This window comes from uncultured Phascolarctobacterium sp., assembly GCF_934190775.1.
Classification (GTDB): Bacteria; Bacillota; Negativicutes; order Acidaminococcales; family Acidaminococcaceae; genus Phascolarctobacterium_A.
Genome location: NZ_CAKPTG010000012.1, coordinates 23,217 through 49,140 on the forward strand (window position 1 = coordinate 23,217; position 25,924 = coordinate 49,140).

The window sequence follows — 25,924 nt, forward strand, 5'->3', positions numbered from 1 at the left end:
TAAACTATCAGTGCGAATCATTTCATATTCAGTTGTGACTTTATCTATCCAGTACAATATCCATCAGGCTCTTGTAATCCTTTACCTGACCGTAATGCACTTCGCCATTGGAAAGCTTTTCAAAAAGCTTTTCAGCACAGTTTATTTTAGCTTTTTCAATAGCTCGCAGCTCCATACTTTGCAAAGTACCCTTTGTTTCTGCCACAAAAAATACATGCTTTACTACACCCTTCTTAAAAGCAATTGCCCAGTCAGGCGAATATTTTCCAACCGGCGTAGGAATATGAAATCCTCGCGGCAGCTTAGCATAAACAACAACCTCATCTGCTGTATCAAGTTCCTCTACAAATTTACGTTCCACACTTTTTTCTGCAGTGCCATCCGTAAAAACATAATCTTGAATAGCATGTTTTGCACGATATGCTTTAGCGAAATTGCCACGAGTATATTCAGCAGTAAAAATATCAGTATCAAATGTTTCATTGGTCGTATTATAAGTTACATGGTCTACTATTAAAGCAGATTTTTGGACATTGATAATACTTGATACCTTGTTAATAAAGTCAAGCGGATTCTCTGCAAACATACGGTACTTAGATTCCCAAATGTTCTGCAGTATTTTTGCTACAGTGCGACGTGTAAGCGTAGTTCTCGAAGCAATTTCATGCAGTAAATCGTACTTTAACCCGCTATCATATGTATTTTGCATAGTATCGGTTTTTGTACGAGTTGTAGTAAAGCCGGTTTTGCTATCAATTTCATGCTCCTGTAAATTCTCGTTCTGTGAACCTACTACAAGCCTATACTGAATTTTGGTTACTACCAGCTCACTATTGATGGCATCCGAAGCCTTCTTAATTAACTCATCACTGCTAAAATTAACTTTATAAGCATATTTATGATTTATGCGATTCCACAAAGCCTGGAATTCTGCTTTATCAAAGTTTGCATTTAACGGATTAGCTTTAACCTTTGTTTCCTTAGCATCAGCAACCATCATTTTAAGAACTTCTTCATCAAAAATTCCCTGTATCAGTTTATGTATTGCCGGTGCAAGCTCCTCTAATTGCGGTGGCAAAGGCGCAAAATCATTTGCTTCTTTATCAGCCTTATATTTTTCAGTGATTTTGCCATCATAATCAGCATAGCCGTTTACACCTAAGTAAAGCATAATAGTACCGGCTTGTTCTCTTTCAATTTTATATTGCTTACCATCGACTTTTACTGTTCTGTCAGCAAAATAGTCAATAGATGCATGCGTAGGACGCTTATACAATGCTGCCTTCATATCATCTTGCAGACTTCCGACAAAATCAGCATAGCTTTCACTGGCAACAACTGTCAGTTGGTTTATTTTATGTACCATGGCTTCTCTGCAGGTCAACAAATCCATACGCTCACCTTGCTGATTGACGCAAAGTCGCATGCCACGGCCCACTTCCTGACGTTTATTGACATCACTGTTAGACGCTTTCAGTGTACAAATCTGAAAAATATTCGGATTGTCCCAGGCTTCACGCAATGCTGAGTGAGAGAATATAAAGCGTACCGGATTATCAAAGCTCAATAAGGCTTCCTTATTCTTCATAATCAAATCATACGCGGATTCATCGTTAGAGGTATCCTTGCCACGTTCGCACTTACTGTCAACGCTATGCCCTTTTTTATCGATACTGAAATAACCGGTATGCACATCATGCACATCCGCAGCTACTCTATTCAGGTATTGTACATAAGGATCATCTTTAAAAAGCTCGGTAGATTTGCTGTTGAAAATACGCATATATTCTTCTTCAAAAATTTTACCGTACTCGCCAAGCTCTTGTGTACCATCTTCATTATATTTACGATAGTTTTCTACTTTATCAATGAAAAACAAGCTCAGCGTCTTAATACCTTGTGCGTAAAGCTCTTTTTCCTTTTCAAAGTGTGAAAGCAGCGTTTCGCGTATCTGCAGACGGCGTTTGTATAATTCCGTCACATCGCCGACAACATCCGCACAATGCAATACTTCACCGTTTGTAAAAGTTACTGTACCCTTACCGCGAGGATCTATGTCGTTGATTACATAGCCTTCATACTGCTTCATGCCATTGGATAATTCATACAGACTGTCACGCTTACCCAAAAGTTTTCTTACGCGTTTAATGCTATTTGCCTGTTGCACTTCAAATTCCAGACGCACTCTTGGTTGTTGTGTAGGAGAAGTTTCAATTTCTTCGCAATAAAGGTAGCTGTCTATGCCCTTCAGATTCTTCATTTCCAGGCCTTTTACTTCGATTTTCTTGACCAGCTTCTGATTATAAGCATCAAGTGCATCAAGAACATAAACCATATTATGTTTATCCTTATGCGTAGCGGAATAATTAATGCTGAAAAGCGGATTAAAGCGCTTCATTACTTTTTGCGTAACATTGCCTGCCAACTTCTGTGGCTCATCGATAATCAAAATCGGATTAGTTTTGGCAATAACATCAATAGGCTTGCGTGAACCGAATTCATCACGTTCACTGTAAATAATCAATGCACCCTTATCACCGCCACGGCCTTCCTTATTCTTCTCCTTATTCAAGGATTTAGCAAAGGCTTGATTATTAATAATCATTACGTTGATTTCGTTGCTTTTGGCAAAATCATCAATCTTCGTCAGGTTTTTGCTGTCATAAATGAAATAGCGCGCTTTCTTGCCATACTGGCTCATGAAATGCTCTTCCATAGTTTCCAGGCTTTTCTTGACGCCTTCACGGATTGCGACAGAAGGGACGATAATAATAAACTTGTTCCAGCCATATTGCTTATTCAGTTCAAACATGGTCTTGATATAGACATAGGTTTTGCCTGTACCTGTTTCCATTTCAATATCAAGACTGCACTTTCCCTGACCTTCTATAAGCTCCTTAGACGGATTTATATTATTATTGCCCTGAATGAACTTGATATTCTCCAGAAGCTGCACTTTTTCCAATTTGATAGGCGCGTTGGCATAACCGAGTATTATATCCTGCTTGGCTTCCTGTTCATCAAGCTCCTGCTGAAACAAATTGTAACCATTGGTATTCTTTGCTTTTTTGGTTTTCACCGGCACAAGTCTGCCCGGATCAAAAAAATAGCTGTTATCCTGCGCAGGACGCACCTGTCCCTTGAACACATCCACCACTGCATTGACGGCATCCGTCTGGTACTGTTGAATTTTAAAACTAAACTTCATTACAGTACCCTCCTTACTGTTTGCGGACTATAGGTGTTGAATATCTGCTCAAAGTTAATCGCTACGCTGTCATCAGCCTGCGAGCTGTCACGCATAACAAAATAGCTTGGCATTTCTTTGGCAATGGCAGTAATAACCTCATCCGTAACATCCTTATCAAAGCATGCCATTAAATGACCTTGCGCCACATTGTAGACAGTTTTGCCGGCAATATTTATCTTTTCGATTTTGCTGGAAAGCGGCGTATCCAGCTTCAGCATAGCATCAAACAGCAAGTCCTCATCACTGCGGTCTTTTTTGATATTGTCAACAAACAGGCTCTGCTGTTTATCCATGTAATCCTTCGGCGTGAAGTACACGTCCTCCATATTGCTGCTGTCGCATTTCAAAACACGGAAGCCGATGTCCAAATTCTGCGTTGTCAACGGATTTTCTTCTTTGATTTTTTGACCGGCACGGCGGATGCGCTCTTTGCCAATTTCACAGATGTTTTTATAACCGGCCTTATACGCTTCACTGTTTTCAGCGCATTCTTCTTGTAATTGCACCATGATGAACTTACGCTTACCGCCATCTTCGGCGTTAAGCTGCATGACTGCATGAGCGGTTGTACCAGAACCAGAGAAGAAGTCGAGTATGAAATCATCTTTTTTCACATTAGCTATAGTCAAAATACGATTTAATAATCTAATAGGTTTAGGCCCATCAAAATATGCTTTTTCATCAAATAGCTTCTTTAATTCTTGTCTAGCTTCTTGATTATGTCCAACATCTAAATATTTCCAAATGGTTATCGGAGTCATCCCCTGTTGAACATCGGAAAGATATCTTTTTATTCTTGGCATATTACCGCCATTATTACCAAACCAAACGGCCCCATTTTCTATTAATTTTTGCATACGTTCTTTGCTTGTAAACCAACATCTTCCTGCAGGCGGATAATATATTGTTCCATTCGGAGTTCTTATTGGATAATCATAGTTAGCACTATACGATTTTACTGTCATGTTATCAGATGTCCAAGGACCATGCTGATCATTATCAGGATTTTTATATCTCGCGTCTGACTCTGCTGAACGCGGAAGTAATCCTATTGAAAAAACTTCAATACTTCTAGCATAAATCAAAACATAATCATGACTTACCGAGAAAAATTTAGCATCATTTTTAGGTGAAAAAGCACGTTCCCAAATAACTTGTGCTAAAAAATTATTCTCTCCAAAAATCTCATCACAAATCTTTCTCAAATTTTCTACTTCATTATCATCAATACTGATAAAAACAACTCCATCATCACTCAGCAAATCCTTTGCCAGCTTCAACCTTGGATACATCATATTCAGCCAATCGGTATGAAAACGACCATTGCTTTCCGTATTCGTTACCATACGATTGCCATCTTCGTCAAGTTGACCGCTATTTTCAATATATTCCTCTGTGCTTTGCTTAAAATTATCATTATAGACAAAGTCATTACCTGTATTATAAGGCGGATCGATATAAATCATCTTCACCTTGCCTAAGTAAGTTTCCTGCAGCAGCTTCAGCACTTCCAGATTGTCGCCTTCAATGTAAAGGTTTTCAGTATTGTCAAAATCCACGCTTTCTTCTCTGCAAGGGCGCAAGGTTTTGTTAATCGGCGCATTGGCAGCCAAAATTGCTTTACGCTTGTCCGGCCAGGTAAACTGATAGCGTTCCTGCAAACCATCTACAACATGGTCACTAAGCTCCTGTTTCAGCATATCAAAATCAATGGCATGCTCCAGCTTGCCTTCACTATTGATTCTTTCGGTAACGCAATTAGGGAATAGCTCCCTTATCTTCGCTACGTTTGCTGCAACCTTATCCATAGATTGCATGTTGAGATGTTCCATCATTATAATTCCTCCAGTTCCTTTTTCAGCTTGTTTATTGCTTCACGCAAGGTCAGTTTTTTGCGTGCCTGCTTTTCCGCAAACATTTTCTTCGTCAGCGCTGCTATCTGTGCTTCTGTTTCAGTCCGCCTGCCGGCGTCGGCAATCACGGAAGCAGGTGTAAGCCCTGCAAGTGGCGTTAAATTTGCCACTTGCAGAGCTAAGTGCTCCCAAATATCGTTCAAGCTTGTGCCTTGCAAATTCACCTTTTGCTCAGCCACAGGCATAAATTCATTGAGCAATATTCTGTTATCGAAATACAGTGCCAGCTGCAGCTTGTCCTCATAGCAAAGCGCCAACAGCAAGCGTTGGTCAATCAGCCTACACAGCTTTTGTAAAAGCCTTTCCGCACAGCCCTCTTGCTTCAGCTGTACCGCCAAAACAAAAACGGCTTTTTCCTGCTCCTGCTTCTGCAAGGCAGGAATTGTACGTAAGGAAATTTCGTTGACGATGGTCATCTGCCTGATGGCTGCGTCAAACTCCTTCTGCTCCGTTGTATTCATTTCAAACTTGCTGTATAAGGCACGTTTCGGAATAATCTTTTTTACTTCTGTAGTCTGCGGTAAACCTAACATTACTGCTCACCTCGCACAACGAGGAAGCAAATCAGTTCAAAATCGTCCAGTCCTTTAATACTATTGTCAAAGAAGCTGATTTCTTCACCGCTCAGGAAGCTATCCACATCGTCAGCGTCCTTCACGTTGATTATGGAAGCAATAGCATCCTCCAAAAGCTGGGAATAAATACCCATACTTCTGCCGTCGTTCGTCGCCTTGTTGAAATCGCTGCACACGTCTGTCAAAGGCTTATCCTTGCCACGGCAGGTAAAGCGCAGCTTGTCCAACAGCTTTTTCGGCGCCAGATGGTTGCAGATAATTTCGCCATCTTCGCCAATATATACGGCGTAAAACGGATGCAGAAGATTTTTTCTGTCTATATTTATGTTATCCGTGCAGTTTTTCAGCACGTAAATTACACCCGGAGGACATTCCTCACTCGCAGGCACAACGGCATGCAGGCCAAAGGGTGTTTTATCCAGCTCGCCATGCGTCTTAATATATTCCAGTAAATCCAGGCGGAATTCATTCAAGCCTAAATCCATGATGGAAATACCTGTACCCATATCTTCAATATCAACAACCTCTTTTTGCAGTTGCTTCAGCTGTTGCTTGCGATATTGCAAATCCAGCTTTTCATTATTGCTCAGCAGGTTGTCATCTGCCGTCGCCGTCAAATCCACCGCCTTCATACGGCTTTCAACGCGACTTTTCAAATCTATGTACTCATCTAAGTCAACATCAGGCCAAAAGTTAACCAGTTGAATATAAGCATTCTTGCTGCCGATACGGTCAATACGCCCGAAGCGCTGAATAATACGCACCGGATTCCAGTGAATATCATAGTTTACCAGATAATCGCAATCCTGCAGGTTCTGGCCTTCGGAAATACAATCTGTCGCAATCAGAATATCTATCTCGTTCGTATCTTCCGGGAACAACAGTGCTTTATCCTTCGCCAAAGGCGCAAAACAGGTCAGCACAGTGTTGAAATCGCATCTCAATTTAGGAATTGTAGACCTGCCATCAACCGTACCGGTAATCATAGCTGTGTTTAAGCCGAATTTTTCTTTGGCATAAGCACTTACATGCTCATAGAGATACTGCGCTGTATCGGCGAAAGCTGTAAAGATGATAATTTTCTTATTGCCTGCATTCAGAGGATGCTGAATTTTATTGTCGATAAGCTTAAACAGCTCATGCAGCTTATTATCCTGCTCAGGTGTTATCCCCTGCACCAGTGCCAACAGCTCATCCAAGCGCTCCTTGTCACGCTGCAGGCTGTTGCCCCAGCTGACAATATCCATATCAGCCAACGAAATAGGCACCTTTTTGCCTACGTTGAAAATTTCCTCTTCCATATCGAAATCAGTGCTGTCTATATCCGCACCTGTTTCAATCTGTGCATTTGCGAGCCTATGCTGCGTATAGCGATAGATTTTATCCAAAACCGCTGCAATACTTGCCCGCACTCTTGCAACTGTCAGCCTGAAGGAATACACCGAGCTTTCCATACGCTTCAGAATGTTTATCGCCATTAAGCGGCGAATACCGCGCTCACGGTTCGTCTGCGTAAAACCGGTATTAACCTTGTTATCATCAAAAAGTGCTGCGTACTTTTGCTGACGGCTGCTTAAGATAAACTCCGTAGGCGTGTACACCGAAAGCTCCAGCTCATCCAGCTTGGCAAAAACCTCACTGTAATTTACCGAGCCATCCGTAACCAACGCAGGACGGAAAGACAACGGCATTTTGCGCTCCGGGAAGTTGCCTATATCCTTGGTATCGTAATATTTGGTAATATGCTTACGCGAGCGCGCAATCGTCACAGAATCCAAAAGCGTAAAGAAGTCATAGCTCAGATGCTCCAACAGCTTCTGCAAGGTACGCTCTTCCGGCAGCAGCTTTGACCAATGGTTGTATGCTGCCTGCGCATTGCGGAAAATATCGTCAATTGAGCTTTTCGTATTCAGCTTATCGTTAATTTTGCTACTATCTCCTTCATAGGCTAATTGCAGCTGATTTTTTAAATCATTAAAGCGATTATTAACGGGAGTAGCAGAAAGCATCAACACCTTTGTCTGCACGCCCTCACGAATAACCTTGTTCATTAGCACCGTATAGCGATTCTCTTTATCTTCGCCATCAAAGGCACCGCCATTACGGAAATTATGCGATTCATCAATAATTACAAGGTCATAGTTGCTCCAATTTATCCTGCTCAAATCAATCTCACCGCTATAACCACGCTTGCGCAGCAGGTCAGAATGATATAAAACATCATAACGCAGCCTATCACTGGCAATAGGATTGTTTTTATAGTTAGCGCGATACGTATTCCAGTTGTCTGCCAGCTTTTTCGGACATAATACAAGTACATTCTTGTTGCGTCCTTCATAATATTTGATAACGGCTAATGCAGTAAAGGTTTTGCCTAAACCAACACTGTCAGCTAAAATACAGCCATTATATTTTTCCAGCTTATTAATAATGCCTAACGCAGCATCACGTTGAAAATTAAAGAGCATGCTCCAGATTTTGCTGTTTTTAAAGCCTGTACGCTCATTCGGCAGCTCATCCTCACTGATATCCGTAAGAAATTCATGGAAAATATTATACAGCGTCACGAAATAAATAAACTCAGGCGCATTCTCATTATAAGCCGAGCTTATACTGCTTATAACATTGTTGGTTACGTCCTTTAACTCTTCATTATTCTGCCAAAGCTTTTCAAACTGCTCTATCAGCGTCAGCGGCATGGGGCTTGCTACCTTCGCAATGTTAGTTCCCATATTGTTGCCCTGTTCGCAGCCTAAATCAACTGTTGTAAAGCCGTTAACGGGAAAATAAGCCTTGTCATCCAGCAAAATAAACTTATCCGTAATATCCTTATTGCCTACATTGGATTTAAAAACAGCCTTATTCTTAACCCATGCGGCACATTCCCTGGCTATAGCCTTCTGATTCAGTTCGTTGCGCAGCTTCACTTCAAATTCTGTACCATAAATGCCACGCTCTCTATTTAATTTGGGAATATAAAACTCACGCTTCTCCTTTTTGCTGTTCTCCTTCTGGATAAATGTAGGATCAGTAAAAATAAAGCGTAATTCGTCGATATTACTCAGCTCTTTGCGCAAAGCTTCAAACGCATAGATAGAAAAATAGGCAGCAGCGATAGACAGCTTACTGCCTTTTTGCATTTCTGCAGCCATATCATCTCTTAATGTTTCATTAACATTATTAATAAACTTCATTTTCCCAAGTCAGCTCCGTTAATTGTTTATATATCGAAAATTTGTCAATAACTCATTATAATGATACACTGTTGTCCCCCCAGTCAAGCAAAAGCACACATTGAGTGTGTTTTGCCTGAAGTATTAGCAAGCTAATACTTTTCTATTCTGATTTTAGCGCAATTTGCGCTAAATAGCAAGTTAGACTGCTATCTCTTTTTATAATGTTATTGGGTGATAACAATGTATCAGCGCATTCGCGACTTACGCGAGGACAAGGATATGACGCAAACACAAATGGCTGAAATCCTTAACTGTTCGCAAAGAGTCTACAGCAACTATGAAAAAGGCGAGCGGGATATACCGACAGATATACTCATTGCCTTAGCTAAATTTCATAACACATCCACGGATTACATTTTAGGCTTAACAAACAAAAAATAAGGATTCACTTCGCAAGCAAATCGGAAGTGAATCCTTATTTTTATTATAACGATGGATTCTATTACGAGATTTGGGCACTTTTTCCCTTTTCTCGTAATAGAATTAACTTTTTGCTGTATCAACGCTACTTTCTATTACGAGTTTTATGCACTTTTTCCCTTTTCTCGTAATAGAATTGCTTTTTTGCTGTATTAACACTACTTTCTATTACGAAATTTATGCATTTTCTCCCTTTTCCCTTAATAGAATCCCCCCTTTACCGCTTCATCACGCATCCTATTACGAGATTTTGGCACTTTCTCCCGTTTCCCGTAATAGCATTCCCCCAATTTACCGCTTCATCACGCATCCTATTACGAGATTTTTCACCTAGTGCACTTTTCTCGTAATAGAAAACGCAGAGCGCACGTACAACGTCACGCCCTGCGTCAAAGCTCACAGGCTCAAAAAGTTCTTCAAAATCGTCCGTCCCTGCGGCGTCATAATCGATTCCGGATGGAACTGCACTCCATACACCGGCAGCGTTTTATGCTGCAGCGCCATAATCTCATCCTTCGCCGTTTTCGCCGTAACCTCCAGGCATTCCGGCAGGCTCTCCGGCTCCACAATCAGCGAATGATAGCGCGCCGCCTCAAAGCAATCCGGCATATCTTTAAAAATGGGGCTTGTTGCCGCCAAATACACCTTATCCGCCTTGCCATGCACAATCTCCGGCGCATGCACCACGTTGCCGCCAAAGGCTTCGCCAATAGCCTGATGCCCCAGGCAAACACCCAAAATCGGGAACTCACCTGCCAGCTGGCGAATCACCTCCAGACAAATACCGGCCTGCTTGGGATTGCCAGGTCCCGGCGAAATGATGATATGATCCGGCTGCATAGCTCTGATATCCTCAATCGTCAGCTTATCATTACGCACAACCTTGATATCCGGATTGATTTCGCCAATCAGCTGATACAGATTAAAAGTAAAGCTATCGTAGTTATCTATAATCAAAATCATTGCTTACTCCTCCTCTGCCGTCATGCGCAGTGCTGTCATGCAGGCGCCCGCCTTATTCACAGTCTCCTGAAATTCGTTATCCACTACGGAATCCGCTACAATACCGCCACCGGCCTGAATATAAACTCTGTCGTTCTTCTTGACCATGGTGCGGATTGTAATGCAGATATCCATGTTACCGCCAAAATCAAGATAACCCATGCCACCGCCGTAAATACCGCGACGCTCCGGCTCCAGCTCGTCGATAATCTCGCAGGCGCGAATCTTCGGCGCTCCGCTCAGCGTACCTGCCGGGAACACTGCCCGCAACGCGTCCAGTGCGTCCTTATCGGCGCTCAACTGGCCTGTAACCTTGCTCGTGATATGCATAACATGCGAAAAGCGTTTAATCGCCTTGTAATCACTCACCTTAACGCTGCCAAAGTCGCAGACACGTCCCACATCGTTGCGCCCCAAATCCACCAGCATATTATGCTCCGCAATCTCCTTGGCGTCTGCCAAAAGCTCCTGCTCCAGCGCCAGGTCCTCCTCACTCGTCCTGCCACGACGGCGTGTGCCGGCAATAGGCATGCTGATGACCTTTTTGCCAACCACCTTCACCAACGTTTCCGGCGAGCTGCCGGCAATCTCCACATCGTCATTATGCAGGAACACCATGTATTGCGATGGGTTCGTCGTACGCAGGTAGCGGTATGCACTGAAGAGACTCTGGTCGTACGTAGCGCTGAACCTTTGCGCGTAAACAATCTGAAAGGCATCACCGTTTTTGATATATTCCTTGCAACGGAGCACATTTTTATTATACTGCTCACGGCTCTGGTTACTGGTGAACTCGCCCAGCTTCGCCTTCACCGGCTTCTTCGGCAGCACCGGCTGCAGCAGCATTTTCTCCATCGCCGCGATTTCGCGTTCCGCCTTGGCGTAGTTGATGGCAGCATTATCCGTTTTGACATTCACAATCAGGAAAATCTTCTGCTTGAGATGATCAAAGGCAATCAGCTTATCAAACAGCATCAAATCGATATCGGCAAATTCCGCCTTGCGTTCTTTATTCACATGCATATCAGGCTCGCAGTAGCGCATGAAATCAAAGCCAAAGGTGCCGACAAGACCGCCGGTAAAATTAGGCAGACCTTCAATCTGCGGCGCCTTGTATTCCTCCAGAATATGGCGGATGCAGCCCAAGGGATCGCTTTCCTGATACTTCACGGCAGCGCCGCTGATGATTTCTGCGTTGCCGTCGGTGATTTTCAAACGCAGCACAGGATCATAGCCTACAAAGGAATAACGCGCCCAGTGCTCACCGCCCTCAATGCTCTCCAAAAGGAAGTAATTGCGGCTGCTGCGTCTTACATTGTCCAAAAATGCCAGCGGCGTCAGCATATCCGCCAGGCATTCCTTCGCTACCGGCACAGCCTTGTAGTCCTTTGCATACTGCATGACCTGCTCCAAAGATAAATTCAACATTTTGTCACCTCATCTGCTTATTTTCACCCGTGTCAACAAAAAAGCCTGTCCTCGTACTGCTCACTTTGAGCAATATCAAGGACAGGCTATAAATACTTATACCTGCGGTACCACCTTGCTTCGCCGTACATCGGCGCTCTCTCGCAGAATGCTGACACATTCCTCACCCTTAACGCCGGTGTAACGTTGCTGAATACTCTCGCCTGCGCGATTTGACAGCACCCTCAACGGTCCATTTATCAGCCTGCATCTCTATCCGGCTCCCACCTGCCCGAACTCTCTGTAAGCGCATCTGCTGACTTGATCTCCGTCTCAACGGTTTGTGGTCTTTTTTGAAGTTGTGCCTAGTGTAACACTCTACCTTGATAGAGTCAACACATTTTTACATATTGCGCACTTCCGCTCATTTTATAGCAAATAATGTAAAGCAGGTTACAGTTTTGCAGTTCAGTGCAACAGCAAGCAATATAAAGTTTAGATTACGCAAGTTTTTCTCCTCTACAAGAAAAACTCACCTGAAATTAGAAGTTTTTCTTCTGTAAGTGAAAAACTTTTGAATTTAAAGTACTTTTTCTTCTGCAGGCGAAAAACTTTGGAATGCAGGAAGAAATATAACTACTTGACTCAGTTGTCTTCCAAAAGAAAATCTATAATATTCTTTTGCTCAATCCCATTCTCACCCATCGGTAATTCATCAAGAGTAAGCACATACTTCGGGTAGCTGTCATTAATCTTTTTAAGCGGAGCAAACTCACGCTCATATGTTTTTTCATCTAAAACCGTTGCTGATACCTGATAATAAATGCGCTTATCCTCTTTTTGAGCAATGAAGTCTACTTCGAGCAAATCTAATTTGCCTATGCTGACCTGATACCCTCTTCGCAAAAGCTCCAGATAAACAATATTTTCAAGAATATGCCCGATATCGCGAGTACGTTCTCCCAATAAAAGGTTACGCAAGCCTATATCAACGATATAATATTTTTCCAGTGACTTCAAAAACTCTTTGCCTTTGATATCATAGCGATTTGCTTCATACAAAATAAAAGCGTCTTTTAGCGCTTTAATATAGTTATCAATAGTCCCTGATGTAGTCCTTCTGCCATTACTGTTCAAGGTATCAGCTATTTTTTTAGTTGAAACTATATTTCCTATATTATCAAACAAAAATCGTATTACATCTTCTAAGAGCTTTACGTCTGAAATCCTCTTGCGTTCAACAATATCCTTGAGTAAAACAGTGTTGAATATACCTCTAAAGTATTCCAAGCGAATTTCTTTGTTATCAATAGTTGCAGCATAAGGAAAGCCACCGTTAAGATAATATTTATTGAACGCTGTCTTTTTATCTCCACCGACTAATTCCCAATACTCCTTAAACGACAACGGCAGTATGCTCAGCTCAATATACCTTCCGGACAACAATGTAGATAATTCACCTGAAAGCAAATATGCATTAGAGCCGGTAATATAAATATCTACATCATCACGTAAGAACAAACTGTTGATAGCTTTTTGAAACTCAGGAACTATTTGGATTTCATCTAAGAATATGTAATTTTTTTCATTAGGGGATAAGTTTTCCAGGATATGATTATATAAAGCATGATAATCCTTAAGGCTTTCCCAACGCAAATCTTCAAAATTTATATATTGGCAGCATGAAGGATGCACACCAATGCTCACTAAAAAATCTCTATACATTTCCAGCAGTGTCGACTTACCGGAACGACGCACACCTGTAATAACCTTGATAATCTTTTTATCTCGCATCAATTTTAGTTTTTCCAAATATGCCTGACGTACAATCATACAAATCCTCCTCTCCTAAACTTCCATTATATTTCTTTGTCCTTTATATCATAACAGAAAGCATAATACTACGCAAGTTTTTCTCCTCTACAAGAAAAACTCACCCAAAATCAGAAGTTTTTCTTTTTTAAACGAAAAACTTTGGATTTTCAAGCACTTTTTCTTCTACAGACGAAAAACTTTAGCTGCTATTTTTTCTTTCACATGCCAAAAGGTAGTCTCTATGTCTACTTTTTTAAATTGAATTTGCGCAACTGATTTTATACGTCATCAAAAAAGGCGGTGCACTCGCACCGCCCCAAGGCTTCAATTAACAGCTTCTTATTTCATGCACGCATCACGCGGCAGTCCCAGCTGCTCGCAGATATCACCCCATTTTTGCTGACGTGTCTTCATCGCCAGCAGCTCCTCTACGCTCTTGTCGCAGTGGCGTGCCAGGAACATCGCACGCTTCACCTGATGCGAAGCATAGCCCATGCGCATATATTTGTCTACCAGCTTTTTATCCAGGCCAAACAAACGGTGGATACGGTCAACCTTATACTCATGCTCAGCACGCGCCAGCTTTTCCGGCGTCAGTCCCAGCAGGTAATCAACGCGCGTCCACACGTATTTATCGCGCAGTTGCGCAACCTCTTTCACCGGCTTTTTCGCTGCGTAGGCATGCAGGCACAGCTTCTTCAGCTCCATGTAGCTGATGCCGCTGTCAAAAAGCTCGCCAAGCTCTTCCTTGTCGAAGAGAAAGCTGTCATGCAGACCGTTCACTGCCTTTTCCTTATCCATGGGCTTCTTGCCTGCGGCGCTGGCAGTTGCTCCGCCAACAACAAAAAGACCGCAAAGCATGAGGCAGATTAAAAGCGTTATCTTTTTCATTTTGCACCTCTTTGTGAATATTTAATTATCAAATGGGCATTTTTCTTGATTCTTGCTAAAATTTTCTCCTGCTCTTCTTTTGTATAGCCAATTACATCTTTGATTTCGTATTTCGGTAAAACGCATAAAAGGCTGTGAAATCCATCTTCTGCATCAGGTGTTTCCACGTATACTAAAACAGTACCATCGGCTTTCATTTCCGAATGCGTGTATTCAGTTCCATCATTTAATGTCAAATATGGATAAATCATATAAAACACCGTCCTTTCATACGTATTATAGCATATTTGCAAGTTTAGAAAAAGCTATATAAAAGTGGCGGCGCAAGCGCGCCGCCGTAGGGGTTAAGGGTTAGAAGCTGTATTCGTAGCCAACCATGAAGTTACGGCCAACAGAAATATATCCAAGTCTATCGGGATTAGGAACTTGATTGGTAGTTAAATCTTCTCTATCAAAAATATTATTCACATGCAGGAAAAGCTTCTGATTTTTTTCTGGCGCATATGACATATGGAAATCGGTATACAAGGCAGGTTTAACTTTATACTCAGCATACTTCTTAATATCGTCATCCAAACGTTTTCCATAGTAATTAGCCATCAAGGAAGCTGCTACTTTATCTCTATTATAATTAACACCAGCATTTAATTGTAATCTGTCGCCATATTTATAGAAGTTACCTTTGTTATCCTTTTGTTTAGGATTGCTTACTGCAATACCGAAAGAACTGGAAAAATAATCATCATGTTGAATATCGCAGGTCAATTCAACACCATAGCTCTTAACATCGGCATTATAATATCTTAAAGTTTCATTTGCCGCACTACCAGTAGATTCTATAGAATCTTTAATATCATATTTATACAAAGCAGCACGCCAAGCCGTTTTACCACTATTTAATTTATAACCAATTTCGTAGTGAGTTCCTTGCTCTGGTTTTAATTCATTGGCTGAAAGAATTACACTGCTACCATAAATTCTCGTTAATTCCGGCAAACGGAAAGATTTACCTACCTTAGTATATACAGAACTGTCATCATTCAACTTTTTAATATATTGAATTTCAGGAGTAAATTTATTTAAATTTTTACTAGCTACATCTTTTTTCTCATATTTGGCATCACAATTTCTTGCAAATGTTTCGCGAACATTAATATCCAATGTATCGCTATCACTCAATACCCAATTATAAGATGCATAAATAGAATAAATATCTCTACTGTAATTAGCATTTTTACCTAAGCTTATTTTACCATCTTTAAGTTCTTTCGATGAGAAAATATCCATATCTTCTTTTTTGTAAGATGCACCAACAAGAAGCTTATTGTTACCCATGTCAAACGATTTTTGTACTTCGAGGTTAGTATTATGACCTTTACGCCAACTATAAAGACCAGAAGAGCTCAATTTACCATTTGATTTCCATTGACTCTTATCATAACTTTTTTCTTGTGTGCCATAAGAAGCTAAAATTTTCAAGCCATTTAAATCATTGAAATTTAACAAGAAGCTATTATCAGTATTTTTGTATTTATTTTCTTGATATACACCATGATTATATTTTGCTGCATTAGGATGAATTTGAGATACATTGTTTTCATTTTCACCATACGCATGCGTAAATGTTAAATTATCATTTATTTTATAATTCCAGCGAATACCTTTACGTTCACCATCATCATAACGATAATATTTAAGAACCTTCATATTTTCCATACCAGAACTAGCAGTTGTAGAAGTTCTATTAATTTTACCACGTTTATCTAAATAAGCAACAGCACTAAAACCTTCTTCACCAACAGTTAAGGAATAGCTCTGTCTGCCCATATCGCCAGCAGAAACTTTTATTTTATTACCGACATTTTTACGGGTAATAATATTAATAACGCCACCGCTGGCTTCGCTACCATACAATACAGAACCACCACTACGTACTATTTCAACTTTTTCAATAATATCTGTAGGAATATCTTCTAAATTATATTTACCATCTTGATTTAAAGGCATACCATCCAACAGTACTAAAGTACCACGATCAACACCTCTAATAGTTGCATCACCTGTCATTGAACCATAAGATACACCATTAGGTCCTTGACTTGTTACACTCAAACCAATGGATTGACGTAATACTTCAAAAGCACTAGCACCACCAGTTTTTTCAATCTGCTCACGAGGAATAACATCTACTGCTGCTGGCGTATCTAAATCCTTCTTCTCCATTCTCTGTGCTGTAATCAGCATCGGATCCAGCGTATACTCCTGCAACTCTTCAGCAAATACGTTTGTGCCCCCCCACATTACACTACCGGTAATGAGGGCTGTCATCAATAAACCCTTGGAAAAATTACTCTTCATGTTTACTCATACTCCTATCAAAAATATTTATTGAAAAGCCCCAGCACATCCAGTCTTTCATGGTCATATGCAGTAAGCTTTACAATCGGCAAAAAATATCTGTATATCAACTCATCTAGATAATATTATATCTTATTTTAAACCATATAGCTACTTTATAGGCAAGTTTTTTTCGTAAAATTTTTACAAATAAAAAAATCACCGCCAGATTCGTCTTCAATCATAGCGGTGATCAATGTTTTTATTAAATTGTATCCCTAGGCGCTCATTTTAGCAGCCAACGCACGTACTTCTTTCACCGAAAGCTTAGAGTACTTAACAATCTTATCTATGCTTTCATTATTGGCAAGCATTTCTTTAGCTAAACTGATGCGCGCTTCCTTTTGCGCTTTTCTCATAGCTTCTTTTTCACGTTTTGCTATAAGCTTCTCCATTACATCGCCCATTTTATCCAAGCCCTCCTTCTCTTCTTTAAAGTATCTAATTTTTTCAGCAAGCTCTATCCGTTTATTATCTTAACAAACGTAAAAATTAAAGTCAAATATCCTTATATCGTGCTTTTTGTATTAAATAGCTCCGCTTGTGGACGAAAAAGGCAGCGCAAACGCGCCGCCATAAAACCATACGCCTGCAAAAATTACAGATACGAAATCGGGATAACCTTATCATTATCTTTCAACGCAGCTATTCTATCATACGTGCAAATAACACCGCCACTGCCACGCTTCACTCCAGGGATAGAATCCAGCACAGAAAAGGCTTTGATGTCTGCTGCTTTAGGATCAGCATGTTTTTTCATTTCCAAAGGATGGAGCACTCCATTACATTCGATAAGTAAATCTATTTCCTTTTGCTCCTTATCTCTATAAAAATATAAAGGCGGCTCTGCTATTCCCTTATTGTAATAACTCTTAACTATTTCAGCAATGACAAACGTTTCAAAAAACGCTCCTGCCATGGCTCCGTTTTTCAGCACATCAGCAGTAGTCCATTTCGTCAGATAGGCTGCCAAACCAGTATCCATGAAATAAAGCTTCGGCGTTTTGACCACCCTTTTTAACACATTATTCGCATATGGACGCAACAAATACACTATATTGCAAGTAACAAGAATAGATAGCCAGCGTTCGGCGGTTGATACACTAATTCCCACATTCTTGGCAAGTGACGAAATATTAAGCAACTGGCCGGTAATACTTGCTACAGCAATCATGAACGTAATGAATTTCACTTCATCACCAACCTGTGTCAATTCACGCACATCACGTTCAATATAAGTTTTTACATAAGAAGCGTAGAAAATCTGCCAGTCATAATCCTCATTAAGCAATAAATCCGGCATGCTGCCCCTATGAATTACTTTCCATAAATCTTCATAGGTTATAGGCTTTAGTTCCTTTTTGCGTGCAGTAAAATACTCTTCAACTGGCAAAAATGCATCATTAAATTTAATCTGCTGATACTCACGCAACGAAAGCCCCAAAAGATTAAGAATGCCTAAGCGGCCGGCAAGCGATTCGCCCACATTCTTCATCAGTTTAAACTGTTGCGACCCGGAAAGGTAAAACATCCCTTTGCCGTTCTGTTCATCTACCTGCATTTTAATATAAGGAAACAGATTAGGCGCATACTGGATTTCATCCACAAAAACCGGTGGAGTATTATCTTTAAAAAAAGTAGCCGGCTGCTCAACAGCAGCAAGAAGCTGCATGGGATCATCTAAGCTTATGTAATTAGCACTATTGGCGAACCTGCGTAGCAAGGTTGTTTTACCAACCTGACGCGGACCTGTTACCAAAACTGCACCAAACATTTTTGAAGCTTTTTCAAGTATGCTTTCCAAGTGACGATGAATATACATAAGGTGCTCCTTTCGACTAATTTATTTTTTAATAATATATTAGCCGTTTTTTTCTAAGAACGCAAGTTTTTTTAGAAAAAAAGGCGGCGCAAGCGCGCCGCCAAAGCTTGTTTATTAAATTAGAAGGTATGAGTAAACATTACACGCCAGTTGTACGGCAAATCCAAGTTAGCGTATTTATTAGCATAGTTCTTTTTATCCAACAGGTTGTTCATAGTGACTGTAATGTTGTCATTTTCTGTCAGGTCATAAGATGTATTCCAAGTCAATCTGATTCTTTCAGGAATCTGACGGTTGTTATAGTCTTCTCTATCACCTAAATATTTAAAAGTCAAATTACTCGTCCATTTATCCTTACTGTAGGTAACACCTGCAGCTACGTCAATGCGACCAGAATCTTGTGTCCATTTTGGTTTAGCTACGGATTTATCATAAATTTCAGGGTTACTGTAACCTAAACCTAAATTATATTGCCAATTATCATTTACATTGTTAGTAAATTCAAATTCGACACCAGTGTTTCTAAAATCACCTTTATTAACAATATATTGCTTACCATCAGGACCAAGTTTCTTAGAACCAGACCAGCCAAATTTATCCTGGAATTTCATATGATATACAGCTAACTTATACAATTTATTTCCATCTAATTTTTTGATACCGGTTTCATAATTCCAGCCTTTTTCAGGAACAAGATTAGTAAAGTTAGAAGAAGTAAAATAGGAATCAACTGCAGGCATTTGGAAAGCCTTGCCCACATTGATATACCAGCTGGTATCTTCATCAAATTTATATAATGTCTGAATTTGCGGCAAAGCAATTTTTTTAGAGGTAGCCAAATCGCTAAAGGATTCGCTTCTCAAGCCCAAGATAGCTTCAAACTTATCGCTAAAGTTCTTATCATAGGAAACATATACAGAATTATCAGTTCTATGCGCTACATTAGCAGTTTTTACCAAGCCTTCATAATTCTCTCTTTTAAAAGTATAACCCAAAATCAGAGAATCCTTGCCAAAATCCCATTTTTTCTGAATATCTGCTACATAGCTGTCTAATTTCGCATTACTATCAACTTTTACATTTTTTACAAAATCGTATCCATCTGCTTTTCTATAATTATATCCAAGCGTAGCATTAATTCCATTGTCTTTTCCAGCATAAGCTAATCCCATAGTCATACGAGAATCTTTATATCTGTAATCATAATCCTTAACATCCGCAGGTTTTTTCGCATATTTATGACCACCACGAGTGATATCACCATGAGAATAAAAGAAGTTTGCTCGCAGCTCATCAGTCAACTGTCCAGTCATAGCAACTCTTTCTTTCTGACCTTTGCCAATCCACCAGTCAGTATCTGAGCCATAGGGATAATCATTACTATGGGTATATTTATCGGAATATTCTTTGCCTGCGCTAATCATAAATTTTTCGCTAGTCAAAGCTACGCCGTAATCTTTATAATAATTACCTACGGTACCGCTAACTTTAATTTGTTCTTTGCCAGCTGGACGCTTAGTAATAATATTAATTACGCCGCCCATTGCTTCTGCGCCATATAAAGTACCGGAAGCACCTCTAACGATTTCAACACGCTCAACCATAGCTGCAGGTATAGTATCAGCACTATTGTAATTTTTTAAGTTCATAGGAATACCGTCAACCATAACTAATGTACCACGGTCAAAACCTCTTACAATACTTCTGCCAGAGCTAAAACCAAACTCTTGGCCTGCATCGCCATAGCCTGTGCTGGCCATACCTAATTGATTATCAATAATGTCAAAAACATTTTTGTAACCAGCTTTTTTAATGTCATCAGACTTAATAATTGTTGTAGTAGCAGGGGTAGCAACATCCCTAGTTTCCGTTCTCGTTGCAGTTACAACCATCTGGTCAAGCGTATACTCCTGCAGCTCTTCAGCAAATACGTTTGTGCCCCCCCACATTACACTACCGGTAATTAGGGCAGTCATCAATAAACCCTTGGAAAAATTACTCTTCATGTTTACTCATACTCCTAAAAAATATATTTTGACCACTCTTCCCCCGTCCAGTCTTGCATGGCCACGGGCTACCAAGCGCATCAAGCAGATTCACAAGCTATACGGCAATATAGCTATGAAAAAAGCGCCCTTGCTTTTATAATCAGCAAAGGCGCAAGTAGCTCTTCTGATATTATATGGAAAGTTTCTTTGCAAAGTTAAATTTCGCTTTAAGAATCTCTCTTTTTACATATCTATAGTATACTACACAATTCTTACATATTCAATATGTATTCTTATTATTAGATTAAATTCTACTAGGAAATTTTTCTTTCAGCCATAAAAACAGAATTGGCAACACCAGCAGCGTGAACACCGTCGACGTTATCATACCGCCGATGATTACCCACGCCATGCTCACGCGCGTTTCCGAGCCTGCGCTCAGCGACAGCGCCGTCGGCAGCATGCCCACCACCATCGTCATTGCTGTCATAAAGATAGGCTTCAGACGTGTTTTGCCTGCCTCGATTACCGCTGCCTTCGCCGTCATGCCTTCATGCATCAGCGTCAGCGTGTAATCCAAAAGCAGTGTGCCGTTTTTCGCTACCAAGCCGTCCATAACCAGAATACCGATAAGAGAATACAGGTTGATGGTATTATGCGTTAGCAGCAGGCAGAAGATGGCACCGATAATGCCCAACGGCAGCGAAAACATACGGATAAACGGCGTAAATACCGATTCATAGAGCACTGCCAGCAGCAGATAAATCAAAAGCAGTGAAAGCGACAACGCCATAGCCATTTCAACAAACGATTCGTTCATCGTGGTCGCCTGACCGGAAAAAGCATAGCTACTCTTAAGACCTGCGGCATTGAGCTTTTGCGTCAGCTCCTTGACTACCTCGTTCAGCGGTCTGTCCGTCAGGTTACACTGGATGTTGATAATGCGCTCCTTGTTCACGCGACGGATAGTAATAGGGCCTACGCCCTCTTCTACGTCGGCAAGGTCGCCAAGAAAGACGCTGCCTCTGCCTGTCTGCACCGGAATAGCGCGCACGTCTTCAATATCATAACCGCTGCCACCGGCAAAGCGTACTGCAATGTCGGTGTCGTTACCATGGTTTTGCACATCGTTCGCCAGCACACCGGCACTGCGTCCGCCAATGGCAGCGTTAAAGGACTGCGCCACATCATTGACTGTCGCATGATAATATTTCAGCTTGTCGCGGTCTACCGTCACCTTCAGCTCCGGCATACCCTTGACATAGGAGTTTTTTATATCCTTCAGGCCTGCGGTCGAAGCAAAAATCTGCTCCACCTTGGCAGAATCAGCCACAAGCTGGTCCATATCGCTGCCCTTAAGCTCCACCTGTACCGGTGAGCGCACAAGGTTGCGACCGCCGGAAACACCGGTGACGGAAGACTGGATTTCGTTGACGCGCACCTTGATTTCGCCCAAATTCTGTTTGGCAAAGCTGCGGATGCCCTGTGCTACCTGCCACACGTCCCTGCTGCGTTCATCGCTGCTTTTCAGCGCGATGACCAGCTTGCCCATGCTCTGCGTGGTCGTTACATTCGTCATATAATGCTCGATTTCCGGCACCTTAGCCAGATAATCCTCAAATAACAGCAAAGCCTCGTTGGTTTGGTCGGCGTTATAACCCGTAGGCAGCTCAATATTAACCTGAATTGCGCTTTCGTCGGTACGAGGCATGTACTCCGAGCCAACTATACCGAGCGGCACCAGCGCTACCGCCACCGCGAAGGCTGCCAGCACACCCAGCACCAGCTTCTTCGGCTTTTCGATGCATTTGCGCAGCAGCACATCATATTGGGCAATCATCTGCGCTTCAAGACTGTCCAATCTGCTCCACAGCTTGCCCTTAGGCTCCTCCACGCCGTTTTTATAAAAGCGCGAAGCCAGCATCGGCGTCAGTGTGAAGGATACGACCAACGACATCAGCGTAGCAAAAACAATCGTCATGCCAAACTGCTTGAAGAACTGTCCTGTCGCGCTCTGCATAAAGGCAATAGGCAAAAATACCACTACGTCGCAAAGCGTCATAGCGATTGCCGCCATACCAATCTCATTACGTCCTTCCTCCGCTGCCACGTCGGCGCTTTTGCCCATCGCCAGAAAGCGATGGATATTCTCCAACACAACAATGGAGTCATCCACAAGAATACCGATACACAGCGCCATACCCATAAGTGACATCATATTGAAGGTAAAGCCTGCCAGATACATCAGGAAGAAGGTTGCAATAAGTGAGGTCGGAATGGCAATCATAACTGCCATAGAGGACTTCCAGCCACGCAGGAACAGATACAAGACAAGTCCTGTAGTAACAAGGCCTTCGAGCAGCGTTTTAAGCGTGTTGCTCAGGGAATCGCGCACAAAATGCGACTGATCATAGACAACAGTAAAAACGTAGTCCGGATAATCCTTACGCAGCGTTTCCAGCTGCTGCAGTACGCCGTCTGCTGTGTCGACGATATTGGCACCGCTGGCCTTATAAACCTCCAGCGACACCGCCTCATTGCCATCGACGCGGCTGTAGGCCACAGCACGCTTATCCTTGGCCTGCACGTTGGCCACTTGTCCCAGCTCGACGTATTTGCCGCCTGCTCCCTTCAGCTGCAGATGCTGCAGCTCCTCCGCAGTCTTATACTGCGCCTGCAGGCGCACGGTTTTTTCCAAAGCATCGGTATAGACGGAGCCGGAAGAAACAATAACGTTTTCCTTGCGCACCGCTGTAATAATATCCTGCAGAGTCAAACCGTAATAATTGAGCTTATCCTTATCTACCTCGATTGCGATTTCCTTGGCACGGCCGCCGGTAACGTCAACATCGGCTACACCGGCTGCCTGCTGCAAGCGCTCCTTAAAGCTGCTGTCTGCCAAGGCAAAAATATCGTCTAGGTTATCCTTAGACGTTGCTGCAATCTGGATAATCGGATATTCTTCGGAGGAACGCTTGAGCACTGCCGGCTCATCAATATCCTCCGGCAGATTTTTGCGGATACGGCTGACCTTTTTAGTTGCCTCAATCGCCACCATATCAGCGTCAGCCTGACTGTCCAGCTCGACAAAAATCTCCGCACGTCCAGGACGGGTAGCGGAACGCACCTGCTTGAAGTGCGAAATTGAGGACAGCTCGTCCTCAATCGGCTTTGTCACCTGCTGCTCAACTGATTCCGTACTAGCGCCGGGATAGTTGACAATGACGCTGATAAATTTAGAGTCCACGTCCGGCAGCAGCTCCACGCCAATGCGAAAGAAGCTGATAAGACCGAGGACGCAGACTAATATGTAAATCATGCAGATACCGATAGGCCGTTTAATGGAAAAGCGTGTAATATTCATTACTTCGCCTCCTCCTTGGCCACCTCAACCACCATGCCGTCACGCAGACGCGCAAGATTATCAAGGATAACCGTCTCGCCTATCTTCACACCCTGCACTATTTCAATGCTTTCGTTATTGCTTGCGCCGGTGGTTACAAGCTTTTTCAGCGCTTTGTTACCCTTGCCCAGCACATAGACATAATATTTGCCGTCTCTTTCCAGAACAGCATTTTTAGGTAAATATATAGTGGATGGCTTTTGCAGAAAACGCAATTCACCCTTGGCAAATAAGCCTGCTTTTACATTGGAGCCAGGCTCATCCAGCCTGATGCGGAGGGTAAATTTGTTTGTTTCCCTGCTTCTTACAGGGCTCACATAAACAACAGTACCCCGGCATATTTCGCCAATCGCCTCCAGCTTCAGCTCGACCTGCGTGCCAACGGTCACAGAAGCAGCCTCTGCCTCCGTAATATCGCAGTCTACTGTAAAACCACTGTCATCCAAAAGGGTAAGCAGCCTGCTCCCTGCAGGCGCATAGCCACCCACTTCTGCATCGCGGTAGGTAATAATACCTGCGCGTGGTGCCTTAAAAATCAGATCATGATACTTGTTTTGCGCAATAATGTACTCCTGCTCGCGTCTGGCAGCAATCTGCTCCTGACGGTAGACCTGCGATGGTGTGCCGTCATAGTCCACCTGCTGCGCCAAAGCATCATACTGCGCCTTTTTATTCGCCAACGTCTGTTCCATACTGTCCAGCTCGGACTTGGAAACAGCGCCCTGCGCATACAGCTTACGGTAACGCTCTGCGTTGACCTGCGCCAGCTTATAATCAGCCTCATAGCGGGTAAGGCTGGTGCTGTAGCTCACGTCCGTAGTTGCCGCATTGGCTCCGGCCTCGGCATAGCGTGCCTTGGCCTTGAGCATTTCGGCTTTGGCGTCATCAAGATGCTGCACCAGGAGGATATCCCCAGGCTGCACCTTGCTGCCCAAATCCACATTAACCTCGTCGACGATACCGGCATACTTGTTGACGATATCAATCTGCGCCTTAGCCTTAAGCTGGCCAAAGATGGTAATGCTTTTATACAATGGTCGCCTGCTCACTGCCTGCGTGTGCACAATAGGTTTCATTACAGCTTTTTTTGACGGAGACTGGTTGGAGAGATGCCTAAGGCCCAGTGTCAAGGTAATGCCTATCACACAGATAGCGAGCAGACTAAGGAGTTTGTGTTGTAATATATAATTTTTTGCCTGAGTAAAATCGGGGCGCAGCATTATTTCGCTGCTGCTTGCGCATCAGCAGCTACTGCCTGCTGGCAGATTTCCAACATAGCCTCAGCAAAGCTGCCTGCGGGAACCGGAACAAACTTCAGCTCCTTGGCCTGATGGCTCAGCAAAGTTTTCTTGCTGCCATATACGTCCATGCTCTCTACGCCGTAGGTTTTATCCTGCAGGTTGAAGGTCATAACGATTTCGCAGTACTGCACCTTTTCTTTTTTAGCCAGAGAGGCTTTGTATTTTTCATTAAGCTTCTTCAGCATATCCTTATCAGTGAAGACTGTTTTGGTCAGCACAGTGATAATATTTTTATCTGCTACCCCGTTTGTAACCTTGCTGAAGGTCAGAGAATCCATATCGTAAGCATAAATACCTACGTTGTTTTCTACAACGATAGACCAGCGAGCCTGCTCCTGTTCTTCCTCACTAGGTTTAGGCATCATGCTGATTTCCCAGTTCATTCCCTCCTGAGTTGCAGGCTTCTTGTCTGCATCTGCAGCAAAAGCGGTTGCACAGAAAAATAAGGTCATCAATAAAATAAGCAGTTTTTTCATGAAAACTCCACTCCTTTATATTTCAATA

At 42.3% G+C, this 25,924-nt stretch carries 17 protein-coding genes; 1 reads left to right on the forward strand and 16 read right to left on the reverse strand.

Going from position 1 to position 25,924, the window contains the following annotated elements; all coding sequences use genetic code 11:
• Positions 1 to 40 precede the first annotated feature (40 nt).
• The 4 genes from Q0G26_RS07605 to Q0G26_RS07620 are packed head-to-tail and all read right to left on the reverse strand — an operon-like array spanning position 41 to position 8,932.
• On the reverse strand, positions 41 to 3,208 hold the full coding sequence (locus tag Q0G26_RS07605) for a DEAD/DEAH box helicase family protein (protein ID WP_293829573.1): 3,168 nt from the start codon (positions 3,206 to 3,208) through the stop codon (positions 41 to 43).
• A complete protein-coding gene (locus Q0G26_RS07610) occupies positions 3,208 to 5,082 on the reverse strand; it encodes a site-specific DNA-methyltransferase (protein ID WP_366517758.1) in 1,875 nt (624 codons plus the stop codon). The genes Q0G26_RS07605 and Q0G26_RS07610 overlap by 1 nt, the downstream gene beginning before the upstream one ends.
• Before the next feature lie 2 nt (positions 5,083 to 5,084).
• The gene (locus tag Q0G26_RS07615) at positions 5,085 to 5,696 is read right to left on the reverse strand and encodes a DUF4391 domain-containing protein (protein ID WP_293829577.1); all 612 of its coding nucleotides are present in this window, start codon (positions 5,694 to 5,696) and stop codon (positions 5,085 to 5,087) included.
• Positions 5,696 to 8,932 (reverse strand): helicase-related protein, encoded by a 3,237-nt coding sequence (locus tag Q0G26_RS07620; protein WP_293829579.1) that lies wholly within the window; start codon positions 8,930 to 8,932, stop codon positions 5,696 to 5,698. Before Q0G26_RS07620 ends, Q0G26_RS07615 begins: the two co-directional genes overlap by 1 nt.
• A gap of 222 nt (positions 8,933 to 9,154) precedes the next feature.
• Here Q0G26_RS07620 and Q0G26_RS07625 point away from each other — a divergent pair, with 222 nt between their 5' ends.
• On the forward strand, positions 9,155 to 9,355 hold the full coding sequence (locus Q0G26_RS07625) for a helix-turn-helix transcriptional regulator (protein ID WP_044484102.1): 201 nt from the start codon (positions 9,155 to 9,157) through the stop codon (positions 9,353 to 9,355).
• A 435-nt stretch (positions 9,356 to 9,790) separates the two neighbouring features.
• On the opposite strand, the gene Q0G26_RS07630 is transcribed toward Q0G26_RS07625, so the two are convergent.
• From Q0G26_RS07630 to Q0G26_RS07685, 12 genes are all read right to left on the reverse strand, one after another.
• Positions 9,791 to 10,357, reverse strand: coding sequence for an aminodeoxychorismate/anthranilate synthase component II (locus tag Q0G26_RS07630; protein ID WP_293829581.1), 567 nt, complete (start codon positions 10,355 to 10,357; stop codon positions 9,791 to 9,793).
• Positions 10,358 to 10,360: 3 nt separating this feature from the next.
• A complete protein-coding gene (gene trpE / locus Q0G26_RS07635; RefSeq protein WP_293829583.1) occupies positions 10,361 to 11,824 on the reverse strand; it encodes an anthranilate synthase component I in 1,464 nt (487 codons plus the stop codon).
• Between the two features lie 624 nt (positions 11,825 to 12,448).
• Positions 12,449 to 13,636: an ATP-binding protein gene (locus tag Q0G26_RS07640; protein ID WP_293829585.1), complete on the reverse strand. Its 1,188-nt coding sequence runs from the start codon at positions 13,634 to 13,636 to the stop codon at positions 12,449 to 12,451.
• A gap of 321 nt (positions 13,637 to 13,957) precedes the next feature.
• Complete coding sequence (locus Q0G26_RS07645) at positions 13,958 to 14,509, reverse strand: hypothetical protein (protein ID WP_210684351.1); 552 nt, start codon at positions 14,507 to 14,509, stop codon at positions 13,958 to 13,960.
• Positions 14,506 to 14,760 carry a hypothetical protein gene (locus Q0G26_RS07650; protein ID WP_293829587.1) on the reverse strand — a complete coding sequence of 85 codons (255 nt, stop codon included), beginning with the start codon at positions 14,758 to 14,760 and terminating at the stop codon, positions 14,506 to 14,508. Before Q0G26_RS07650 ends, Q0G26_RS07645 begins: the two co-directional genes overlap by 4 nt.
• Positions 14,761 to 14,860: 100 nt before the next feature.
• Positions 14,861 to 16,867 (reverse strand): TonB-dependent receptor, encoded by a 2,007-nt coding sequence (locus Q0G26_RS07655; RefSeq protein ID WP_293829590.1) that lies wholly within the window; start codon positions 16,865 to 16,867, stop codon positions 14,861 to 14,863.
• A 257-nt stretch (positions 16,868 to 17,124) separates the two neighbouring features.
• Positions 17,125 to 17,313, reverse strand: a complete 189-nt coding sequence (locus Q0G26_RS07660) for a hypothetical protein (protein ID WP_293829592.1) — start codon at positions 17,311 to 17,313, stop codon at positions 17,125 to 17,127.
• A 191-nt stretch (positions 17,314 to 17,504) separates the two neighbouring features.
• Entirely contained in the window at positions 17,505 to 18,728 is a 1,224-nt protein-coding gene (locus Q0G26_RS07665; RefSeq protein WP_293829594.1) for an ATP-binding protein, read from the reverse strand.
• A 119-nt stretch (positions 18,729 to 18,847) separates the two neighbouring features.
• Complete coding sequence (locus tag Q0G26_RS07670) at positions 18,848 to 20,734, reverse strand: TonB-dependent receptor (RefSeq protein WP_293829596.1); 1,887 nt, start codon at positions 20,732 to 20,734, stop codon at positions 18,848 to 18,850.
• A 286-nt stretch (positions 20,735 to 21,020) separates the two neighbouring features.
• Entirely contained in the window at positions 21,021 to 24,080 is a 3,060-nt protein-coding gene (locus tag Q0G26_RS07675; protein WP_293829597.1) for an efflux RND transporter permease subunit, read from the reverse strand.
• Entirely contained in the window at positions 24,080 to 25,153 is a 1,074-nt protein-coding gene (locus tag Q0G26_RS07680) for an efflux RND transporter periplasmic adaptor subunit (protein WP_293829598.1), read from the reverse strand. Before Q0G26_RS07680 ends, Q0G26_RS07675 begins: the two co-directional genes overlap by 1 nt.
• A gap of 185 nt (positions 25,154 to 25,338) precedes the next feature.
• Complete coding sequence (locus Q0G26_RS07685) at positions 25,339 to 25,896, reverse strand: hypothetical protein (RefSeq protein WP_293829600.1); 558 nt, start codon at positions 25,894 to 25,896, stop codon at positions 25,339 to 25,341.
• Positions 25,897 to 25,924: the final 28 nt, after the last annotated feature.